The organism is Blautia coccoides (assembly GCF_034355335.1).
Classification (GTDB): domain Bacteria; phylum Bacillota; class Clostridia; order Lachnospirales; family Lachnospiraceae; genus Blautia; species Blautia producta.
The window spans coordinates 5094956-5116888 of the sequence record NZ_CP136422.1 but is presented as its reverse complement, the minus strand read 5'-3'; the positions used below and the strand labels follow the sequence as shown (position 1 = coordinate 5116888).

General features: G+C 45.7%; 17 protein-coding genes. 14 read left to right on the top strand and 3 right to left on the bottom strand.

Features of this window, described 5'->3' with window-relative positions:
* The first annotated feature begins 37 nt into the window (after positions 1–37).
* From BLCOC_RS23015 to BLCOC_RS23005, 3 genes are all read left to right on the top strand, one after another.
* Positions 38–1285: an MFS transporter gene (locus BLCOC_RS23015; protein ID WP_029467829.1), complete on the top strand. Its 1248-nt coding sequence runs from the start codon at positions 38–40 to the stop codon at positions 1283–1285.
* A 36-nt stretch (positions 1286–1321) separates the two neighbouring features.
* A complete protein-coding gene (locus tag BLCOC_RS23010) occupies positions 1322–2167 on the top strand; it encodes a class II fructose-bisphosphate aldolase (RefSeq protein WP_115623472.1) in 846 nt (281 codons plus the stop codon).
* 314 nt (positions 2168–2481) lie between these two features.
* Complete coding sequence (locus tag BLCOC_RS23005) at positions 2482–3768, top strand: MFS transporter (protein WP_115623471.1); 1287 nt, start codon at positions 2482–2484, stop codon at positions 3766–3768.
* Positions 3769–3794: 26 nt separating this feature from the next.
* Here the strand turns inward: BLCOC_RS23005 and BLCOC_RS23000 are convergent, their stop codons facing one another.
* Entirely contained in the window at positions 3795–4688 is an 894-nt protein-coding gene (locus BLCOC_RS23000; protein ID WP_115623470.1) for an AraC family transcriptional regulator, read from the bottom strand.
* 273 nt (positions 4689–4961) lie between these two features.
* Here BLCOC_RS23000 and BLCOC_RS22995 point away from each other — a divergent pair, with 273 nt between their 5' ends.
* The 4 genes from BLCOC_RS22995 (at position 4962) to BLCOC_RS22980 (ending at position 10002) form a co-directional block, all read left to right on the top strand.
* Positions 4962–6257, top strand: coding sequence for an ABC transporter substrate-binding protein (locus BLCOC_RS22995; protein ID WP_115623469.1), 1296 nt, complete (start codon positions 4962–4964; stop codon positions 6255–6257).
* Between the two features lie 61 nt (positions 6258–6318).
* A complete protein-coding gene (locus BLCOC_RS22990; protein WP_029467832.1) occupies positions 6319–7200 on the top strand; it encodes a carbohydrate ABC transporter permease in 882 nt (293 codons plus the stop codon).
* A 10-nt stretch (positions 7201–7210) separates the two neighbouring features.
* Complete coding sequence (locus BLCOC_RS22985) at positions 7211–8035, top strand: carbohydrate ABC transporter permease (protein ID WP_115623468.1); 825 nt, start codon at positions 7211–7213, stop codon at positions 8033–8035.
* A gap of 23 nt (positions 8036–8058) precedes the next feature.
* A complete protein-coding gene (locus BLCOC_RS22980) occupies positions 8059–10002 on the top strand; it encodes a beta-L-arabinofuranosidase domain-containing protein (protein ID WP_115623467.1) in 1944 nt (647 codons plus the stop codon).
* A 75-nt stretch (positions 10003–10077) separates the two neighbouring features.
* On the opposite strand, the gene BLCOC_RS22975 is transcribed toward BLCOC_RS22980, so the two are convergent.
* Positions 10078–10479, bottom strand: coding sequence for a DUF3783 domain-containing protein (locus tag BLCOC_RS22975; protein WP_029467834.1), 402 nt, complete (start codon positions 10477–10479; stop codon positions 10078–10080).
* Positions 10480–10821: 342 nt separating this feature from the next.
* Between BLCOC_RS22975 and BLCOC_RS22970 the strand changes: the two genes are divergently transcribed.
* The 6 genes from BLCOC_RS22970 (at position 10822) to rd (ending at position 19087) form a co-directional block, all read left to right on the top strand.
* Positions 10822–11496, top strand: a complete 675-nt coding sequence (locus BLCOC_RS22970; RefSeq protein WP_018592974.1) for a Crp/Fnr family transcriptional regulator — start codon at positions 10822–10824, stop codon at positions 11494–11496.
* Between the two features lie 368 nt (positions 11497–11864).
* Entirely contained in the window at positions 11865–14729 is a 2865-nt protein-coding gene (locus BLCOC_RS22965) for a tetratricopeptide repeat protein (protein WP_115623466.1), read from the top strand.
* Between the two features lie 218 nt (positions 14730–14947).
* A complete protein-coding gene (gene hutH, locus BLCOC_RS22960; protein WP_115623465.1) occupies positions 14948–16483 on the top strand; it encodes a histidine ammonia-lyase in 1536 nt (511 codons plus the stop codon).
* 52 nt (positions 16484–16535) lie between these two features.
* Positions 16536–18074, top strand: coding sequence for a Na+/H+ antiporter NhaC (gene nhaC / locus BLCOC_RS22955; protein WP_115623464.1), 1539 nt, complete (start codon positions 16536–16538; stop codon positions 18072–18074).
* Positions 18075–18135: 61 nt separating this feature from the next.
* Positions 18136–18618: a hypothetical protein gene (locus BLCOC_RS22950; protein WP_115623463.1), complete on the top strand. Its 483-nt coding sequence runs from the start codon at positions 18136–18138 to the stop codon at positions 18616–18618.
* Between the two features lie 310 nt (positions 18619–18928).
* The gene (gene rd, locus BLCOC_RS22945) at positions 18929–19087 is read left to right on the top strand and encodes a rubredoxin (protein ID WP_018592969.1); all 159 of its coding nucleotides are present in this window, start codon (positions 18929–18931) and stop codon (positions 19085–19087) included.
* 49 nt (positions 19088–19136) lie between these two features.
* Here the strand turns inward: rd and BLCOC_RS22940 are convergent, their stop codons facing one another.
* Entirely contained in the window at positions 19137–20060 is a 924-nt protein-coding gene (locus BLCOC_RS22940) for a LysR family transcriptional regulator (RefSeq protein WP_115623462.1), read from the bottom strand.
* Between the two features lie 182 nt (positions 20061–20242).
* Here BLCOC_RS22940 and BLCOC_RS22935 point away from each other — a divergent pair, with 182 nt between their 5' ends.
* Positions 20243–21877 (top strand): FAD-dependent oxidoreductase, encoded by a 1635-nt coding sequence (locus tag BLCOC_RS22935; RefSeq protein ID WP_115623461.1) that lies wholly within the window; start codon positions 20243–20245, stop codon positions 21875–21877.
* Positions 21878–21933 lie beyond the last annotated feature (56 nt).

Genomic DNA, 21933 nt, shown 5'->3' with positions numbered 1-21933 from the left:
ATATAACAAAGAGTTAATCAGATGAGGAAGGGAAGCTATGATGAAAGGAAAAGCAAATTCAAAAACAAAATACCTGATACTGATATTTGGCGCCTTTGCAGTGTTTTTTACAGGGTATCCACACATCTGGTCCATTTATCAGCCATATGCCATGGATTTGACGGGATGGAGCCAGAGTCAGGCATCTATGTGTTTCTACCTGTATTTTGTCACATTTGTACTGGGTAATATTTTTGGGGGGCGTATCCAGGATAAATACAGCCCAAGGATCGCAGTGATCTGCGGCGGCGGAATTTTTACAGTAAGTGTGCTTCTGTGTGCGTTGGCACTTCGTCCGTCACCTATGATGATGTATTTTACATACGGCATTTTGCAGGGATTTGGACAGGGTATGATTTATACGACCATCATATCCACCGCGCAGAAATGGTTTCCGGGAAGGACTGGATTTGCATCAGGAGTTATTGTTACGGCCAATGGACTATTCGGATTTTTCATGGCACCAGTTTCAAGGGCACTGCTTTCCAGCCAGGGGATCAAAGCTACTTTTCTTGTGATCGGTGTAATGATAGGTATCTCCTGGATATTTGCAAGCATTTTTATTAAGAATCCGGAGAATATGGGTGAGACAGGGAAGAACGCGGCACACAGAGAAGAGGGAAAACAGTATTCCTCCATGGAAATGATCAAGACCAGAAAGTTCTATTTCCTTCTGGCAACCATGCTGTTTGGTCTGATCCCATATCTGATCCTGTCACCTCTTTCCCAGACTGTCCAGATGGACAGAGGGATTGCATCCACAGTGGCAGTGGCAGCAGTTATGGCAGGTTCAGTGTTCAACGCGGGAACTCGTCTGGCGCTCCCGACGGCTGCTGATAAAGTGGGCAGGATCATCTGTCTGAAGGTGGTACTGATAGTTGCAGCGGCAGCTATGATCCTTTTAGTGGTTGCACCGGCAGCAGTTACAACCGTCTGTGTGGTCCTGGTATATGCTTGTTACGGTGGTATTATGGGAAGCTTCCCGTCACTGACCAGCAACATTTTCGGCATGGCACATTCCGGTGAGAATTACGGCTATGTTATGCTGGGTATCGCGGTTGCCACTTTAGGAGCACCTGCGATCACAAACACAGTTCTCGGACAGGGCTACGACATCAATGTGGTGTTCGCGATCGGAGCCATCTGTGCAGCGATTTCCTTCCTGTTCCTGCTTCTTTTGGAAAGAGAGATGAAAAGGGAAAAATCAGAGGCTGTAGCTGTGGGAACAAAAAGCTTTGCAAAATAAAAATAATAAAGAATGAGATAAAGGAGAAGAATCATTATGGCACTGGTAAGAATGAAAACATTATTGGAAAATGCGGCAAAGAATAACAGAGGATGCGGCGCGTTCAGTGTGGGCAATATGGAGATGGTAAAAGGGGCTGTCCGCGCAGCAGAGGAGCTTAACACTCCCATCATTTTACAGATTGCAGAAGTACGTCTGAAACATTCCCCGCTTGACCTGATGGGGCCTATGATGGTGCAGGCGGCAAAATCAGCCAAGGTGGATGTGGCAGTGCATCTGGATCACGGTCTTACCTTTGAAACTGTACAGAGGGCTTTAGAACTGGGATTCACATCTGTTATGCTGGATGCCTCCACACTTCCTTTTGAAGAAAATATCGCAAATACCAAAAAAGTAGTGGAATTGGCAGCAAAATACGGCGCGACGGTAGAAGCAGAGCTGGGGCTTGTTGGGGGAAGTGAAGACGGAAGCTGCGACCACGGAATCCGCTGCACGGACCCGGATGATGCAAAAGTATTTGCAGAGAAGACAGGTATTGACGCCCTTGCCGTGGCGATCGGAAACGCACACGGAAATTACCCGGTAGCTCCCAAACTGGCCTTTGACGTACTGGAGCAGATCCACAATAAAGTAGATATCCCTCTGGTGCTTCACGGCGGCAGCGGTATCACAGATTCTGACTTCCAGAAGGCCATCTCTCTCGGGATCAAGAAGGTGAACATTGCCACAGCAAGCTTCAACTGTCTGACCAAGAAAGTGGAAGAGTACATTGCCTCTGGGGACAAACACAATTACTTTGATCTGAATGAGGCAATGGTGCAGGGAACATATGAGAATGTAAAACGTCATATTCTGGTATTCAACACACCGTACCAGGCCTAGTACATCGTTCATTAAATAACTACCCGATTCACTGGCCAAATTTTCCGATAACACAGGTGCAAAAGCCTCAGCGTAGCCCGCTACGCCTACGTTTTTGCACCTGCACTCTCGAAAAATTATTCTCAGTGATAGTGCAGTTATTTAATTTACGATGTACTAGTAAGGCAGCAGTCCTTTTATAAAACATAGATTGCCGGATAACAGTGTAAACTGTTGTCCGGTATTTTAAAAGGGAGACAAGGGGAATAGTGGTTTACATAAATGAAACTTAAAGGTTTGTGAGGGTGCTGAACAGTTACTGTGAGGGAGATAGTATGAGAGAAAATAAATACAGCGCAAAGACTAAATATCAGATCCTGATATTTGGAGCTTTTGTCATATTTTTTACAGGGTATCCGCATATCTGGTCCATATATCAGCCTTATGCCATGGAGCTTACCGGTTGGAGCCAGAGCCAGGCAAGTATGGGATTTTATCTGAGTTTTCTGGCGTTTGTGCCGGGAAATATCATTGGGGGAAGGATTCAGGACAGATCTAACCCTAAAATGGTGGTGACAGCAGGGGGAGCCATATTCGCGGCAGGAATTCTGCTGTCGGCCTTTTCCATGCGCCAGTCACCGGTTATGCTGTATCTGACCTATGGGATCATGCAGGGATTTGGACAGGGGATGATCTATACAACGATCATATCCACTGCCCAGAAGTGGTTTCCAGGCAGGACCGGTTTTGCGTCGGGGATCATTGTGACGGCAAACGGCCTGTGCGGATTTTTTCTGGCACCTCTGAGCAGAGTGCTGCTGGCAGAGCGGGGAATCCAATTCACGCTTCTGGCAGTGGGGTCCATGCTCACTCTGGCCTGGATCCTGGCATGTGTTTTTGTAAGGAACCCTGTGAATGGAGAGGCTGTCTCAGGGAAAACAGACAGGAGTACCAAAGAAAAAAACTCCTCCTTGCTGTATGAGAACTGTCAATATACATCGGGGGAAATGTTGCGGACAAAGAAATTTTATTATCTTTTGGCAGTCATGCTCTTTGGGCTGATCCCTTATCTGATCCTTTCCCCGCTGTCCCAGACGGTACAGATGGACAGAGGTATTGCGTCTGGGATAGCCGTGACATCTGTCATGGCAGGGTCTGTCTGTAATGCGGCAGCCAGGCTTCTGCTGCCCACCGCTGCAGATAAAGTAGGGCGCACCATCTGTCTGAAAGGAGTGCTGGCTGTCATCGTCCTTGCTATGATCCTTCTGATAACAGCACCGGCGCCTGTGACTACTGTGTGTGTGGTGCTGATGTATGCCTGCTACGGCGGAATCATGGGAAGCTTTCCTTCCCTGGCAAGCTCTATTTTTGGAATAAAGCATTCCGGGGAAAATTATGGGTATGTCATGTTCGGCATAATCGTGGCAACCTTAAGCGCTCCTGTTGTCACGAATTTAGTGCAGGGGGCGGGAATGGATATCAATGTGGTATTTGCCATAGGCGCGCTGTGCGGTGCCGCGGCACTTATATTTTTACTGCTTCTGGAACGGGAGTTAAAGAAAGAGATAGATGTAAGCAACAGTTCAGAAAGGTCTGCGCATTTGCAGGCCGGTATGGAATGATCAAAGTGTAAAAAGAAAGGTCCGGTCTATATTCCGGGCCTTTTTTGCACTCTGTATTCTTTTGGTGTCATGCCTGTGTATTCCCGGAAAACCTTATTAAAATAAGAGGGGGAGGAGAATCCCACAAAGTCGGAAATTTTATTGATGCTCAGATTAGAAGTGATGAGCATCTTTTTTGCATTGTCAATCCTTACCTGTATGACAGCCTTGTTTGGGGTGATCCCGTATTCCCTTTTCAGGCATCGTATGATATGGACCGGGTGGAAATTAAAATAATCGGCAATGCTTTCCAGGGTGAGCTGGGTGTGAAAGTTCTGCAGTATGTATTCCATAATATTGGCTGCCAGCAGTTCCGAGGAATTGCGCTGCGGCTGGAACACCTGTACAAAACTCAGGAGCCGGAAAAAAAGTTCCTGGCATTCCAGGGGAGACAAAAGCGCCTGGTCCTGGGTCTCTTTCTGCTGATATTTGTCTATGTTCGCTGATATTAGCTTTGAAAATATAGATGTGAACTCACTGCTTTCCAGAGGCCCCATTTTTTTATAGAGGGGAAGGGTAAGGGTGCTTTTCCGGTCTGTATATGTATTCAGGGACTTCCGTTCTTCTTTTGCCAGATGAAATTCTCCGGAATACTGATAATCCCCCACACTTCTGAAATGGATCCAGTCAAACTTTGTCTTTTCCGCCACTTTTTTGTGGCCGTAATGGGTGGAATCCGGCTTCAAAATAAGAAGTTCATTTTCTCTGAGATGGTAAGCGGTATCTCCGTCTGTGATGTAGAGTTCTCCGTATTCAATAAAGATCAAGTCAAAGATTCCAATATTGCTGCGTCTCCCATGTGCGTCACCGGGACGGTAGAGCGCAGAACCGGCAATGATGAAGTGCGGGTAGGGGGGAGTAGAAAAGTTCACATATTCCATGACGGCCTCCTGTTTGATATGTTTATATTTTAATATGAGTATAATGGAAAAGTTACGATAAATCAACAAAAAAAGAAAAAAACTGCTGTTTATATGTTAAATTATTACAACTTCATGCTGTTAATATTTTACTATTTTGGGTAAAGAATATGAATTTACTTAGAGAGAATGCTTTTGTATAATATACCCAAGATATCGGTCCGATACCACTTGAAACATATCAAAGTGCATAATGGCACAGGCGTAAGGGGCCTGAGTCAAAGGAGGAAAATTATGAAAACAAGAAAAATGAAGAAATGGGCAGCTCTTTCCATGACATCACTTATGGCAGTTTCTGTACTGGCAGGCTGCGGCGGTGACAGTGATCCGGGAGAGAAAAAAGGCGGGGAGGCAGCATCCGGAAAGACAGAGATTGTTGTATGGACCCGTGATTCCACTGTGGCCGCTGTGAAGAGCGCAGCAAAAAAATATAATGAACAGAATGAAAATGTGGAGGTGAAGGTCGTGGAGCAGCCTGCATCCCAGATGGCAGATCAGCTTTCACTAGCGCTGTCCTCCGGTGAGGCACCCGATATTGTCTCTCTGGACTGCACCAAGGTTCCCTACTTTGCTTCCATAGGGGCCTTTGCCGATATTTCTGATAAATATGAGGCTCTGGATTACAAGGATGCATTCAGTGAAGGTATGATAAAGTCAGGTCAGCTTGAAGGTAAGACTTATGCAGTGCCATTTGCACCGGATGTTTCCGTGCTTTTGTATAATAAAGACCAATACCAGGAAGCCGGGCTGGATCCGGAAACGCCGCCAAAGACCTGGGAGGAACTGATCGATTATTCCCAGAAGCTGACTACGGCTGACCGTTACGGTTATGTTTATGCCGGCGGCGATGCGGGAGGACACATGTTTACCTTCATGCCTTATGTATGGAACAACGGCGGGGAAGTGCTTTCAGAGGACGGAAAGACATGTGAGCTGGATTCCGAAAATGCAGTTGCGGCCCTCTCTATGTTCAATGACTTGACAAATACCTATAAAGTCACACCGCCCAGTGTCACCACATATTCTTGGAATGAAGCTCAGGATGCTTTCCTGACCGGTAAAGCCAGCCAGGTGGTGCTGGGAAGTGCAGCCATTTACTCCTTTATCAGCGGAGAACACGGTGATATGAACTGGGGTGCATGCCTTCTTCCAAAAGGACCGGACGGCACGGAATACGCATCATTCTCCGGAGGGGATTCCATTGGTGTCACCTCTCAGTGCAAAGATGTGGACGCAGCCTGGGAATTTATTCAGTTTAGTCTGTCAAAAGAAGTGCAGGTGGATGAACTGGCAAAAGGAGGTCTGCTTCCGGCAAGAAGTGATTTCTTTGACAATGAATACTTTAACAACACTCCGGAATACCAGGTGCTGAAAGAGGCGCTGGAGGTTGGGCATACCCCGGTATCCCTGAAATACGATGAGATGTATGTGCCTATTTTAGAGGCTATGCAGACTTGTCTGAATGGGGAGAAGACACCGGAACAGGCATTTAAGGATGCTGCGGAGGCCATTAACAAAATTATGCAGTGACAGTGTAAAAGAGGGGACTGCCTGCAGGGGCAGGCGGCCCTTCCATCATAAGGAGAAACTGATGAAGAGAGGACATAAAAAGAAAATATCGCTGGTATCTTACCTATTCATACTTCCGGCCTTGATATTAAATCTGATGTTTTTTGTATTTCCATTTCTCCAGTCCCTGCTCATGTCATTTTATGACTGGCCGGTGCTGGGGGAGAAGACCTTTGTCTTTCTGGATAATTATATAAAGCTGTTTCAGGATTCCCAGTTTTGGAATTCTCTGCTGTTTACCATGAAATATGCGGTCTTTGTGACCCCGTGCCTGTTTATTCTGGCATTTATCCTGGCACTAATGATCAACGGAGCATTTAAGGGCGTGAATTTATTTCGCTCACTTTATTTCGCCCCTGTGGTCATCTCTATGACCTGCTGCAGTATGGTATGGCTCTGGATTTACAATGATCTGTACGGTGTCCTGAATTACCTTCTTCAGACACTTGGAATCGTACAGGACCCTGTACTGTGGATGAATTCGGCAAAAACATCTCTTCCCGCCGTGATTTTTATGGTCACCTGGAAGATGGCAGGATTCTCCATGCTGATCATTTTGGCAGCGTTTCAGTCTGTGGATGAACAGATTTACGAGGCCGCAAGTGTGGACGGCGCTAACAAAGTAAAACAGTTTTTCAGGATCACACTGCCTATCATCAAACCCCACGCAGCGCTGGCGCTGATCTTGTCTGTCATTGGTTCTGTGCTGGCATTTGAACAGTTCCTTATTATGACCAAAGGCGGTCCTGCCCAGGATACAACGACTATTGTGCACTATATATACAACACGTCATTTAAGTATTTTAAGATGGGGTATGGGTCAGCCATGACTATGATCCTGCTGCTTGTGCTTGGTATTTTGAGTTATTTTGAGAATAAGGTCCTGCAGGACCCGACGAAATAGAGGAGAAAGTATGAAGAGAGTGACGAAAAAAACCTGGATGAATACAGCTCTGGCAGTCATCTTTTTCCTGCCGCTGTACTGGACGATCGTGACGTCCCTGAAGGATAAGACGGAAATTTACGGAACGCCCCCCACATTGATTCCCAAACACCCGACTTTGGCTAATTATATCAAGATTTTTACACTGGATGACGGTCTGTACAGAGGGTATCTGATGAATTCCTTTGTCATTACAGCCATTACTATTTTATTGGTAGTTATTGTCAGTGTACTGGCCGGATATGGTTTTTCAAAGCTGCAGTTAAAGGGAAAAGCCTTGTTTATGGCATGTATTTTGGCGGCGATCATGATTCCGTTTCAGGCACTGCTGAATCCTCTGTATTCTATTATGTCAAAACTGCATCTTTTAAATACGGTTCCCAGTATGGTGCTGATCTACGCAACTTTCCAGTCACCGTTTTGTATTTACATGATGAAAAATGCTTTTGACATGGTACCTGACAGCCTTCTGGAATCTGCAAAACTGGATGGTGCGGGAGCGTTTTCCGTATTTTCCACAATATGCCTGCCGCTGACTTGGTCATCGGTGGCAACCATAGCCGTTTATGCGGCGTATACCACATGGAATGACTATTTGATCGCCCTGGTATTTGCCAACAGCAATTCGATCAAGACGTTCAATGTGGGACTTACCAATCTGGCAATTGGCCAGTATGGTACGGACTGGGGGCTTCTGACATCCAGTTCCATTATAGGCCTGATGCCTATCCTGATCCTGTTCGTATTCCTGCAGAAATATTTTATCAAGGGAATGCTGAGCGGAGCATTAAAATGAAAAGGCACCTTGGAGGAACAATTATGAACAAGAAAACAGAGAAAAAATTACATACATTTTCTATTCCTGAAGTAAAACCGGAGGGATGGCTGAAACGGCAGCTGGAAATACAGATGCAGGGACTTACCGGCAGATTATATGATATATGGGACAGCGTGGGCAGCTATTCCGGATGGCTGGGCGGTACAGGAGAGAACTGGGAGAGGGCGCCTTATTATCTGGACGGGCTGTTGCCCCTTTCCTATTATCTGGAGGATGAGGAACACTGGAAGACTGCGTGCAGGTTTGTGGAATGGACGCTTGGCAGTCAGGACGAGGAGGGGAATTTTGGCCCCATAGCCAGCAAGGAGGACTACTGGTCCAGATTTGTTATGCTTAAAGTTTTGATCCAATATTATGAGATCAAAAAGGATGGCAGGGTTCTGGAGTTTTTTGACAGATATTTTCAATATTTATATAATAAAATTCCAAAAGTGCCTATGAAGCAGTGGTCCAGTGCTAGAATCGGGGATCTGCTTTATTGCATCCAGTGGTATTGTGAACAGGAAGCAAAGGGTTACATACATGATGTGTCTGCCAAATATGATATTCACTCACTTGTGGAGATGCTCAGGGAGCAGGCGCTTGACTGGGTGGATATATTCCTGGACTTTCCATTTACAAGGCCTGCCGGGTATTACTATAACTGGAATAAAGAATACAGCCATTTTGCATGGGAAGATTACCATGATACCATGAAATACCACGCAAATCATATTGTGAATGTGACCATGGGCTTTAAATATCCTGCCATGCTGTCCTATTTTTTTGACGATATGGATTATAAGGCAGCTTCTCTTGCAGGCTTAGCAAACGCTGAGAAGTATCACGGAGTGGCAAGCGGTGCTATTAACGGAGATGAGCATTTAAGCGGAAACAATCCCTCTCAGGGATCGGAGCTCTGCTCTGTGGTGGAATATATGTTCAGTCTGCAGACCATGCTGGAGGCTTTCGGGCTTCCCTGTTTTGCGGATAAAATGGAGAGGCTGGCATATAATGCGCTGCCTGCTACCATAACAGAGGATTTCATGGCACATCAGTATTTGCAGCAGGCGAATCAGGTACTTGTCAGCAAGGCAGAGCGCAGTTGGTTTAATAACAATGAGGAGTCCAACATGTTTGGATTGGAACCGAATTTTGGTTGCTGTACTGCCAATATGCACCAGGGATGGCCAAAGTTTGTGAAGAGTCTGTGGTACAGAGGGGATGAATCCCAGGTGGTCTCCATGGTATTTGCCCCATGCAGGCTGGAGACAGAGGCTGAGGGGAGAAAAATATGCATCAGGGAGGAGACCGAGTATCCCTTTAGGGAAAAGATCACATATCATGTGGAGCAGGCATCCCATGATAACCTGGAATTCAAGATCAGGATTCCCCAGTGGTGTGGTTCCTATAAGATATATAAAAACGGCAAATGTGTCAAAGAGGAGAAAATCAGAGAAAAGACAGGGGACGTCATAACGGTAACCAGGGGAATCCACACAGGGGATATTCTGGAAGCAGAGTTTTCCACGGAGATTGAAAAATCCTATTGGTTCCATAACAGTATGGCTGTTGAGCGGGGGCCTCTGGTGTATGCACTGGATATAAAAGAGAGATGGGAAGCCGTAAAAGAAGTGGCCGGAATCAGGGATTATGAGGTCTACCCGGACAGCGGCTGGAATTACGCGTTAGAAAAAAATCCGTCTTTTGAAATGTCCACGGATTGCGTGGGCTCCGTACCTTTTTCTAAAGAGCACCCTCCGATCAGGCTGAAAACAAAGGGGCGGCGGCTTCCTTCCTGGAAACTGGAAGCAAACAGCGCGGGAACCCTCCCGGACAGTCCGATTCGCCCAGATGGGGCAGAAGAGGAAATTTCACTGATCCCTTATGGGTGCACAAAGCTGAGGGTTACCCAATTTCCATGGTATCAAAATGGAGACAAATAGATACATTTTATCAGGAATCTTTTGCCTGAACATAAAATAAGACTGGGGGAACGCATCAGCGGCGTTCCCCCAGTCTTATTTTTCTTCTTCTCTCTCCATAAAATCTCTGTGTTCTTCCTCCAGTTCTTTTACAAGATGTGCGAATGTCCAGAAGCAGTTCTGGGATGTGAGAACTGCTTTTAAGGCAACGGATGGAAGTTCTCCATTCTTCATCATGCGAAGAAGGTGATTCAGGTTATCGTCAGTAAAATTGCACATAACCATCACATCCATAGGAATAGAAGGCAGGTTTTCCAGCACGGATATTTTCCGCTGAGGAAAGCCCTTGATTTTGGCCAGATATCCCACAGTCTGAAGTAAATTCTGCGGGAGGATGGGAGTAAAATCATATCCCATACGGCGTGCTGCTTTTTCCAACACTTTTCCTTTTTCCGTCTGCCCATTGTTATAGTATAAGATATTGGGTCTGCGAATCATAACAATCCCTCCAGGCAGTTTTCATATTCTCATCATATACTATAAGCTTTGAATTTTCAACGGGGTTCTTACATCTTTTGTAAATATTAAGAAGAGGGTAAATGAAGGTCTAATACAGGGCCGGTAATATGTTCACAGTGAACAGTGGCCAATGAAATCAGCCTGTAATGAATTTACGAAAACGGGAGAAGATGTTAGAATAAGAGAAATGGAGAGGGACACGAAATAAGAAGTGGAAATGGACACGAAACGAGAAGTGGAAATGGACACGGAACGAAAAATGAAAGTGGACACGAAAAGCGAAGTGGAATAAGAAGCAAAAAGAAGATGGAGTGATGCAGGATGATCGGACTGGAGAATTATGAAAATATACTGAAAGAGAGTTGTCTGTTCCACAATAAGGACACAGCAGAACTGGCGGAGCTTTGCAGGCTTCTTGGAGGGAAGATACAAGATTACGGAAAAGGGCAGCAGCTACTGCATGAGGGGGACACCATTAAACAACTGGGGATTGTACTGGAGGGTGAGGTGCGGATCGTCCGGATCGACATGGATGGGAATGAGAGGCTTTTTCAGAAGCTGGTACCGTCTTATATGATGGGGGCTGATATTGTCTGTACACCCAGCCGGCAAAGCCCTTATTCCGCTTATTGCAGCCAGGACGCAAAAGTGTGGTATTTTGACTGGATGCCCGGAAATGAAAAATGGGAGGAGGAGCTGGAGCGCAGACTGATGGAGTTCATCGCAAATGAAAATGTGAGAAAATTTTACCGGATTGATATTCTCTCAACAAAAAGTGTGCGCAAAAGAGTATTAAAATATCTGCACATACAATGTCAGAAAAGAGGAAGCAGCACAGTGGTGATCCCGTATTCCAGAGAAGAACTGGCCAACTATCTGTGTGTGAACCGCAGCGTACTCTCCGATGAACTGGGCAGAATGCAGGAGGAAGGGATCATCACCTTTCGCAAGAACCGTTTTACGCTCTGCCAGGGAGTTTCTTCCTATAATAAATAGAAATAATTATAGATTCAAAAGGGTTTTTGGCTGTTAACACAGCAGTCAATGTGGTGCGAAATTGTACAAGAAATGAGATGATTATACGGCTGCATCGGTAAAAAACACAAGAAAATTTATTTCTAATATTTTGTTATGGTAAAGCAATAACAATAAAAAGTTACAAAATGGCATAATTTGGTGAAGTATTGACAGTTGTATCTGCATTAGAGTATACTAAATACAATATATTTTTTTGGTGACTGTTCAGTACCCTCACAGTTAGGAGCACGCTTTTTTAGGGGCACCGCAGTAAATGCGCAGACCTGCTGGATGGTTACATATTTTGTTACTTTGGGACTGTAAATTGAGAATATGAGGGATGAATTGTGGCAAACATCAGTGTACATCTTTTGGGAAGACCTTATGTAGAGGTAGACGGAGAACGTGTAAATTTTCCATATAAAAAGGCAGAGGGATTTTTCTATTATCTCTGTGTGAAGAAGACAGCTACAAGGGAAGAGATCATATACGTGCTCTGGGGTGCGGACAATGAAAATGTGGGCAGAAAGAACCTGAGGGAAGCGGTTTACCAGATCAAGAAGCTGCTTGGAAAAGAAATTCTGGTGACAGCCGGCCATACAAGCATCTCTTTGAATCCGGAGTGCATGCCGGATATTGACTGGGACCATATCAATGAAGAGAATATCCTGGAAAATGAAGAAGAAGGATTTCTCTCTCATTTTATGATAAAGAACAGCTATGAATATGAAGAGTGGATCACCACCATGCAGGAGCAGTATAACCAAGCATTTATCAAATGTGCCAGGGAAAAGCTGTACGATGCGGATGCCACAAAGGATGTGGATCTGATCCAAAAGTACAGCAACATTTTGCTCAAGCATGATCCTTATAATGAAAAGCTGTACTATGAGATCATGGACATCTATGCGGTGAATGGTAACTATAATATGGCAATCAAGCTGTATTACGATCTGGAGAAGGTTCTGGCAGATGAACTGGGTGTGGAGCCGTCCCCGGAGATCAAGGAATTGTTTCACCGCATTTTCAATGTTAAGGGGAATACCAAGGCAGAGTCCTCCGGCTGGAATGCCCCGTTTTTGGGCAGAACCTCTGAGATATACCAGGTCAGCGAGTGTATTGTGGGAACCGGAAAGAGCCGCCATCCCCAATGCGTGGCCATCAGCGGGGAGGATGGAGTAGGCAAATCCGCGCTTCTGGACAAGGCAAAGCAGATGGTGCGGGGATATCAGATGATACCTCTGTATGCTGCCTGCTATAGGGAGGAATCGGAGTTTTTTCTGCGCCCCTGGAATGATATTTTCTGGGAGATTGAGCAGTGCGTGGAAAATGGTCTGCTGGAGCGTTCCATCACCGAGGAGGAACAGGCACAGCTAGACCGCTTTTTTAAGGGAAGTATCCTGGGGGACGAAAAACCTCTGGGGAGGCTGACGTATCAGCTTATGGAAAAAGCTATTCTGGATATGTTCCGCAAAATAGTGGAAAAGCACAAGGTAGTGTTGTTTTTTGACGATATCCAGTGGATGGATACCATGAGTTTTCAGCTATTGAACAGAATCCTTCTGACTCTCGGCACGGAGCGGATCCTGCTGATGTGTACTTATAACCAGAACAATGACGTGGAGGTTATGGAGGCACTGGAGAAGCTGATGAAGAAAGATTTTCTCCATGTCATTTCTCTGAATCCGTTTACGGAGGATGAGACCATGGAGCTGCTTCATAAATACCTGCCGGAACTCAACGGGGATGAGCAGAAATTAAGGAGTATTTACCAGATGACAGACGGAAACGCGTTCTTCCTGATGGAGCTGGTCAATCTCATTAAAGAAAAAGGATATACCCTGGAAAAATCCCAGAAGACCAACAACGTAATAAAGGCAAGGCTGGCAGGCCTGCCGGAGACGGAAAATGAAGTGCTGGACTGCATGAGCATGTTTCCTGAGAAGATCAGTATTGAGGAGATAGAGCTGCTGCTGCCTAAGATGGACAGGCTCACTTTGGTACGCATTCTGGAAAAGCTGCAGGAGCGCCATCTGATCAAGGAAATCCTTGTGGGATGGAATGTCTATTACAAATTTGAACATCAGGTTTTCCGTCAGTTCATATATGAGCGTCAGAGTGAGGGGAAGAAACGCATGTACCATCAGATGCTGGCTGAGTATTATGAATCAAAGGCTGAGGGGAAGAAAAATTTTGGGTATCTTCCAATGACGATTCACCACTATGAGAAGTGCCATAATATGGTGAAAGCGTATCAATATAAGATTAAATATCTGAAAGAGTATTATACGATTGTCAATGAAAACTTTCCTGTTCTTCATTGGGAGATGGAATATGGCGACGACAATTATGGAGTGACCTTTGAGGCCAATGAGCTTCTTGAACTGGCGCAGAAGGTAATCCAGTTTGACGAGGATTCTCATCAGCTGCAGGAAATGAAAAAGGAAATGTATTATGTCAAGGGCCGTTTTGACATAGCTGTGGGGGAATACGCATCCGGTATCCACAATATTGAGGAGAGCATGAAGCTGGCCGAGGTATTGGAGGATAAGAAGTCTCTTCTGAATAATTTTAAGCAGATGATCTTCTATGGGATACAGGTTGAGGACCTGCAGTTGGTGAAAAAATATGTGGATGAGGGCCTGTCTCTGATCAATGTACAGGAACCGGACGAAAGAGGCGCCTTCATGAGACTGAAGGGGTGGTACCTGCTCCACGAGGGCAGATATGAGGAGGCCCGTCAAACACTCACAGAGGCCCGCCAGATATTTGAGGATTACAGTGGAAGAGATTCCCGCTATATTATGAGTATTGCCGCATGTTACAATTATATAGGAGATGCCTGCCGTGCTACCGGTGACTATCAGTCAGCGCTTTCCTATTATAAGATAGCCATAGAAAAGGGCACCGGTAAGGTGGTGACCAACGGGCTGGGACAGTTCTATTCCAATGCAGGACAGATTTATTATCTTCTGGGAAAGATAAAACTTGCGCAGGAATATCTGGAACAGGCTGTTGCGTGTTTTGAAAGACATGGGTATTACTGGGGATTGGAACGTGCGGAGGCGTATATGGCTCTTGTCCTTTTGGAAAAAGGAGAGACTGAACAGGCGAAGAAGCATTACAAAAAAGGAGTGCAGCTCTCAGAAAAGATGAATAACCCAACAACTGTGAAGGTGTTGAAGGAGATCAAGAATAAGGCGGGATTCTGATGCAAGGTTCCCGCCTTAAAAAAATAATTTAATTTAGCCTGATAACACGAAAAAATATTGTTCGTCAATGGCGGAATAATGACCGCGATACGAAGAATTTGACGATGGAAGACAATTGTCTGACAATTGCGTTTGTGAAAATTGACATTTATTGACGCTTTTTTGACACGTGGGTCTGTATAATTGCACTATAAAATATAAGGAAAAGAGGGTGCGATATGAGCAATATTGTAATTACTGGTAAAGACCTCACACTGGAACAGATTGCTTTAATTTGTCGTGAGAATGCAAAAATTGAGTTAGCCGAGGAGGCAAAACAGAACATTATCGAATCAAGAAAAGTGGTTGATGACCTTGTTGCGGAAGAGAAGGTTGTCTATGGGATCACAACTGGATTTGGTAAATTCAGCGATGTTGTAATTTCTCAGGATCAGTGCAAGGCTCTTCAGAAAAACCTGATCATCACTCATGCGGTAGGTGCTGGTGATCCATTCCCCGTTGATGTTGCAAGAGGTATTATGCTGCTTAGGATCAACAACCTGGTAAAAGGATTTTCAGGCATTCGTCTGGAGACTGTCCAGACCATGATCGATATGCTGAATAAAGGTGTTACCGCGTTTATTCCAGAGAAAGGTTCCCTTGGAGCTTCCGGAGACCTGGCACCGTTATCCCACATGGTTCTGCCCATGCTGGGCCTGGGTATGGCTTATTATGAAGGAGAACTCCTTCCGGGCGCAGAGGCTATGAAGCGTGCAGGAATTCCTACAATTGAATTGTCTGCAAAAGAAGGCCTGGCTCTGAACAACGGTACACAGGCTATGACAAGCGCCGGCTCCCTGGCACTGTACGACGCACTGCAGCTTCTGAAGGTTGCAGATATCGCGGACTCTCTGTGCTTTGAGGCTCAGAACGGTGTTGTGAGTGCTTTAGACCATCGTCTGCACGATGTTCGTCCTCATTCCGGACAGCTCGCAACAGCCAGAAACCTGTTAAGACTTCTAGACGGCAGCAAGAATACTACTGTTCAGGGTGAAATCCGTGTACAGGATGCTTATTCCCTGCGCTGCTCACCGCAGATCCACGGCGCCAGCAAGGATGCAGTGAATTATGTACTTGACCATGTAAATATTGAAATAAACTCTGTAACAGATAATCCGATCATCTTCAAAGAAGATAAGAACGGAATCTCCGGCGGTAACTTCCACGGACAGCCTATGGCATTGAGCTTTGACTTCCTGGGAATCGCAGTTTCTGAGCTGGCTAACGTATCTGAGAGACGTATTGAACGTCTGGTCAACCCGGCATATAGTGAACTGCCTGCATTCCTGACACCGCACGGCGGCGTTTGCTCCGGATTCATGATCGTTCAGTATTCCGCAGCAGCATTAGTATCTGAGAACAAAGTTCTTGCGCATCCGGCATCAGTTGACAGTATCCCGTCATCCGCTGGTCAGGAAGACCACGTATCCATGGGTACGATCGCTGCCAGAAAAGCAGGAGAGATCGCTAAGAATGTAAGACGTGTTCTGGCTATGGAACTTATGGTTGCATGCCAGGGTATTGATATGCGCGGCAATAAAGGCCTGGGCAAAGGAACACAGGCTGCTTATGACTTAGTCCGCAAAGAAGTAGCCACATTAGATGAGGACCGCGAATTATACGGTGATATCAACTATTGTGAAGCAATCATTAAGGATGGCTCTCTCGTCAAAGCGGTAGAGGAGGCCCTTGGCGGAGCTATAGAAACAAAATAAATTTTTAACTGTCCTGCGAAAAATAAAATTAAGAAAAGAGGGGTAAGTCTTAATGGGAAAGAACGAAAAGAAAGAACGTACAGTTCGGCTTCCAAATTTTATTGAAGCTATTATTCCGATTGTAGTCATGATGGCTCTGATGCTTTATGGCTTCGTAGGAGGAAGCGGATACAGTGATGCCCATATGCCGTTACTGGTATCTATCGTAGTGGCTTGTATCATCGGCTGTCTCTGCGGACACAGCTTTTCCGACATGCTGGCTGGTATGCTGGATAGGCTGAATGCTACAATGGAAGCGATACTGATTCTTTGTACAGTTGGTATCCTCGTGGCATCTTTCATTATGTCCGGTACAATTCCGGCCCTGATCTATTACGGCCTGGATTTACTGACACCTAAGCTTTTCCTGCCAATCGGCTGTATTATGTGTGCTGTTGTTGGTCTGGCATGCGGTTCTTCATGGACTGCTACTGCTACCATAGGTATTGCCTTTTTAGGTATTGGTGCAGGCCTTGGAATCAACCCTGCTATCACTGCAGGTATGATCATCTCAGGAGCTTATGTTGGAGATAAATTTTCACCGCTTTCTGATACTACAAACCTGGCAGCAGCTGTTTCTGAAACCGGCTTGTTTGACCACGTTACGGCGATGGTCTCCACCACCGGCCCAACCTTTGTGATCGCATTGATCTTATATACGATCATGGGTCTGAACATTGATACATCAGGATTCGATGCCTCTGTTGCAACAGATTTACAGGCAGCTCTGGCAGAAGGCTTTAACTTAAGCCCGATCCTGCTGCTTCCGATCGTTGTGATCGTAGTTGTTTGTATCATGAAGGTACCTGGATTGGTTGGTATATCAATCTCTGTGGGATGCGGCGTTTTGTTCGCAGCAGTTTTCCAGGGTATGCACAGTCTGGGTGAATTGTTCGACGTTCTGCACTATGGTACAACATTTGAATCTACGAATGAGTTAGCGAATGACTTGCTGAGCAGGGGTGGTATGGATCATCAGATGTGGACCATCAACCTGATCCTGCTGGCAGTTGCCTACGGCGGTGCTCTGGAGCGCTGCGGATGCGTGGATACATTGTTCGGAGGTCTGAAGAAGAGACTCCACTCTGTGGGAAGTCTGATTCTGGCTACACTTCTGACATCCTTATTCTGCGATGCTACTATGTGTGACCAGTTCCTCGGAATTGGTGTGCCGGCTCCGCTGTATGTGGACAAATATGATGAGATGGGTCTGGGCCGAAATATGTTGTCCAGGACCTTGGAGGACTGTGGTACTCTGTGGGCGGTAATGTTCCCGTGGACAGGCTGCGGTGCTTATCAGATGGGCGTTCTGGGAGTACATCCGTTCTTATACTTCCCATACGCATTCGTCAACCTGCTGAATCCGATTCTGGCTGCGCTCCTTGCATTCCTGGGCCGCAATATCTTCTGGGCTGATGGTGCCTATACGAATATTCTGGGCAAAACAAAAATGCGTAAACCGGCTGCAGCTCCTGCGGATAAACATGAGCTGGCAGTGAAGAATCTTGAAGCTCTGCGTGCAGCAGGCAAAGCACCTAAGGCACAGGCATAATTTATAACAACAGAAAACCTGAGGATTCCGTTTTCTGCTGGAGACTGAAAGGAGTATCATTGTGAGTGTTGAGCATCTTCCCTGGGACTCGTTAGAAGGACCAATTTATCATGCAAGGGATTTGAAACCCCGTAAGCCATGGGTGACATACGGCTGTTGGATTTTATCTGCCGCTTTGATCATTGGAGGTATTCTTACACCTTACCGCGTGGCCGCTGTATTTGGTGTGCTGTACATACTGACGCTTTTGATGAAAAAGGATACAGTCATTACCGAGAGGGGACTGGAAATTTTTTATCAGATGAGGATTACCACGCACTATGATTTCTGGAGTTGGAAGGAAATTATTTCGGTGATCCGAGAAGACAGAAAAACGCAGGAGCTTGTGGCTCTCCATTTTGGCAGGGGCAACAGAAGCAAACGCTTGTACTTTACAAGAGCAGATGCAAAACAGATCATGGTACTTGCAAGAAAGAAAAATTCCACAGCCGTGGTGGCAGATGCTGACCCGCGGCAGAGGGCTGGTTACAAAAAGAAGAAATAGTAACTATGAATATGTCCCGGAAATCTGTTTATAAATACGGGTTTCCAAACTATAGGGAAGGGAAAGTAAACTCCTCTTACTTTCCCGGATAAAAAGCTGCACACTTATGGATCATATAAGTGTGCAGTCTTTTTATAACCAGAGTGATGGCTGCAGATGGCTGCACCTCAGTGCCGGAATACTTAGAAGAGAAGCTTATAAAAATTTTTAAATTGGACAAAAAAAGACTGGATTTATGAGAGAATATGTGATAGAATCAGTGTAATTCAGGAGATAACTGGAGAAGCTATATACAGGAGGTATAATTATTATGAAAAAATATGTTTGCGAACCATGCGGATATGAATATGACCCTGAGGTAGGAGATCCGGAAAACGGAATCGCACCGGGAACTTCATTTGAGGAACTTCCGGAAGATTGGGTATGCCCGATCTGCGGTATGGGAAAAGAAGTATTTATTGAAGCTTAAGATGAAAATAGGAAAGGCTGCCGCATACCGCGGCAGCCTTTCTGCTTGTTCAGCCGTCAACTAATTGTCCTCCCGGCAGCTTTCTTATCTCTTCCACATCGTTGTAGCTGCTCACGATCTCTTTCAGGCGGAGAATGGATTCGGTCAGGAATTTATCCTTGTGGTAGACAAAGGAGAAACTCCGGTTCCATTCTTTGTGAGGACCGGTAAATACATGGATCTCCCCGTTCTGTATTTCCTTTTCCAGAAGACGGATGGAGATGACTGCCATACAGTTGTTGATCTGTATGGCATTTTTTATGGAATCCGGGGTGCTCTCCTCAAACACAGTATGGATATCAAGACCGTGGCGCACGATGAAATTCTCAAATAATTCCCTGGTACCGCTTCCCGGTTCCCTTTTTACAAAATCATGTCCATTCAGCTCGTTGATAAATAAGGTGTGACGGCCAAAGTAGAGGTGATTTTGGCCGCATGCCAGCACGAGCATGTCATCAATAAGGGGAATGGAGACCAAATCCCGGCTCTTCACACGTCCTTCTACGATTCCCACATCCAGCTCCATACTCAGAAGCTTTTGTTCTATGATCTGGGTATTGTTCATATAAGAATAAATATCTAGTTCAGGCCGCTCTCCCCGCAGATCACGTACTACTTTGGAGAGGAGTCCGCTTCCGAGGGTGACAGTACCGCCGATACGGATCTTCTCCCGCCGGTTTTCCTTCCTCATGCTCTCCTCCAAGCTTTCAAACTGCGTTACAAGCTGTTTGGCCGTGACATAAAGCTTTTTTCCGTCTTCAGTGATATAAAGTTTTTTGGAGAGGCGTTCAAAGAGCAGTACCTGGTAGTGGTCTTCCAGTTCCCGGATCGCCTGGCTGACTGAGGGCTGAGTGATATAGAGCTGTTCTGCGGCCATGCTCATTTTTCCTGTTTCAGCCACTGTCAGAAAAATTTTCAGATGTCTGATGGTCATAAGGTATCTCCTTTATCATAGGTAAAACTTATTAATTATATAAAATTATATTACTTTTCTTATACATGTTCAAGTGCTATACTGAACATAAAGTAAAGGAAAAAAATCCCTGAACTGTTCCGGGACCGGAAACGGGAGCCGGACTTCACGAAAAGCAAATCTAAGAAAAGAAGGTATTGGCTATGAAGGTATTGATTATTGGCGGTGTAGCCGCAGGTACAAAGGTTGCAGCAAAACTGAAGAGAGAGAACAGAGATGCAGAGGTACTGATCCTGACCAAGAGCGAGGACATTTCTTATGCGGGATGCGGCCTTCCTTATTATGTGGGTGATGTAATCCATGAGAGAAGCCAGTTGATCGTCAACACACCTCAGAAATTTACAAAGCTGACAGGCGCAGATGTTGAGACAGGCATAGAAGTGACAGCTCTTGACCGTGAAGGCAAAAAAGTTACTGCCAAAGTCCTGAAATCAGGTGAGACAAAAGAATATACATATGATAAACTGGTAATAGCAACCGGTGCGTCTCCAGTTGTGCCGCCTCTCCCGGGACTTGATATGAACAATGTATTCATGATGAGAACTCCTGATGATGCAGAGGCACTCAGAAAAGCCGCCGAGTCAGGTACCATAAAACGTGCAGTCATAGCAGGTGGTGGATTTATCGGTCTGGAAGTTGCAGAGAATCTTCAGAGCCGCGGTATCCGCACTACAGTTCTGGATATGCTTCCGCATATTATGCCGGGATTTGATCAGGAGATGGCAGAATACGCAGAGAATCATCTGGCAGACCAGGGAATCATGACACTTCTTGACACAAAGCTGGAAGGTGTGGAAGGCAATGGTACTGTTGAGAAGGTTAAGACCTCCAGAAGAGCTATCAAAGCGGATGCTCTGGTTCTTTCCCTTGGCATTCGTGCCAACACAGCATTCCTGGCTGATACAGGAATCGAGCTTGCGCCCAACAGGACAATTCTTGTAGATGACCATATGAGAACAAATGATGAGGACATCTATGCGCTTGGTGACTGCTCTATGATCACTAACCGTATGACACATCAGAGAGCTTGGTCACCTATGGGGTCCTCAGCCAATATCGAGGGCAGGATCGCGGCACAGAATATTGCCGGTGGGGATGTTTCCTATCCTGGCGTTCTGGGAACAGGCGTAGTCAAACTGCCGGGCCTGAATGCCGGCCGTACAGGGCTTACAGAGCAGGCAGCAAAGGATGCGGGACATGATGTAGTCTCCGTTGTAGCTGTTGTGGATGACAAGGCCCATTATTATCCGGGAGCAGATTCCTTCCTGGTTAAGATGATCGCTGATAAGACCACAGGTGAGTTCCTGGGTATCCAGGTTCTCGGAAAAGGCGCTGTGGATAAGATGGTGGATATCGCCGTGGTGGCTCTGAGCATGAAAGCCACAGTACATCAGTTGGAGCATCTGGACTTTGCATACGCACCGCCCTTCTCAACAGCCATCCATCCTTTTGCGCACTGCATCAACATCCTTTTGAACAAGATTTCAGGTTCTTTTGAGACCTTTACTCCTGTTGAGTTTGCAGAAGGTATGGCAGAGGGTTATAAAGTGATCGATGCATCCCTGAAACCAACTCTGGAAGGTGTGGAATTTATAAACCTGGAGGAAGTTGACGGAGAATTGGAAGGACATCCAAAGGATGAAAAACTGCTTCTTGTGTGCGCAAAAGGGAAAAGGGCATACATGCTGCAGAACCGCCTGAAATATTACGGATATACCAATACAAAGGTTCTGGAAGGCGGAAGCGCGTTCAACGGAGAAGATCTGACAGAAGACTGAGTGACCGGAGAAGATATACAACAGGAACGCATATGACAGGCAAGGCCATAAAAGAT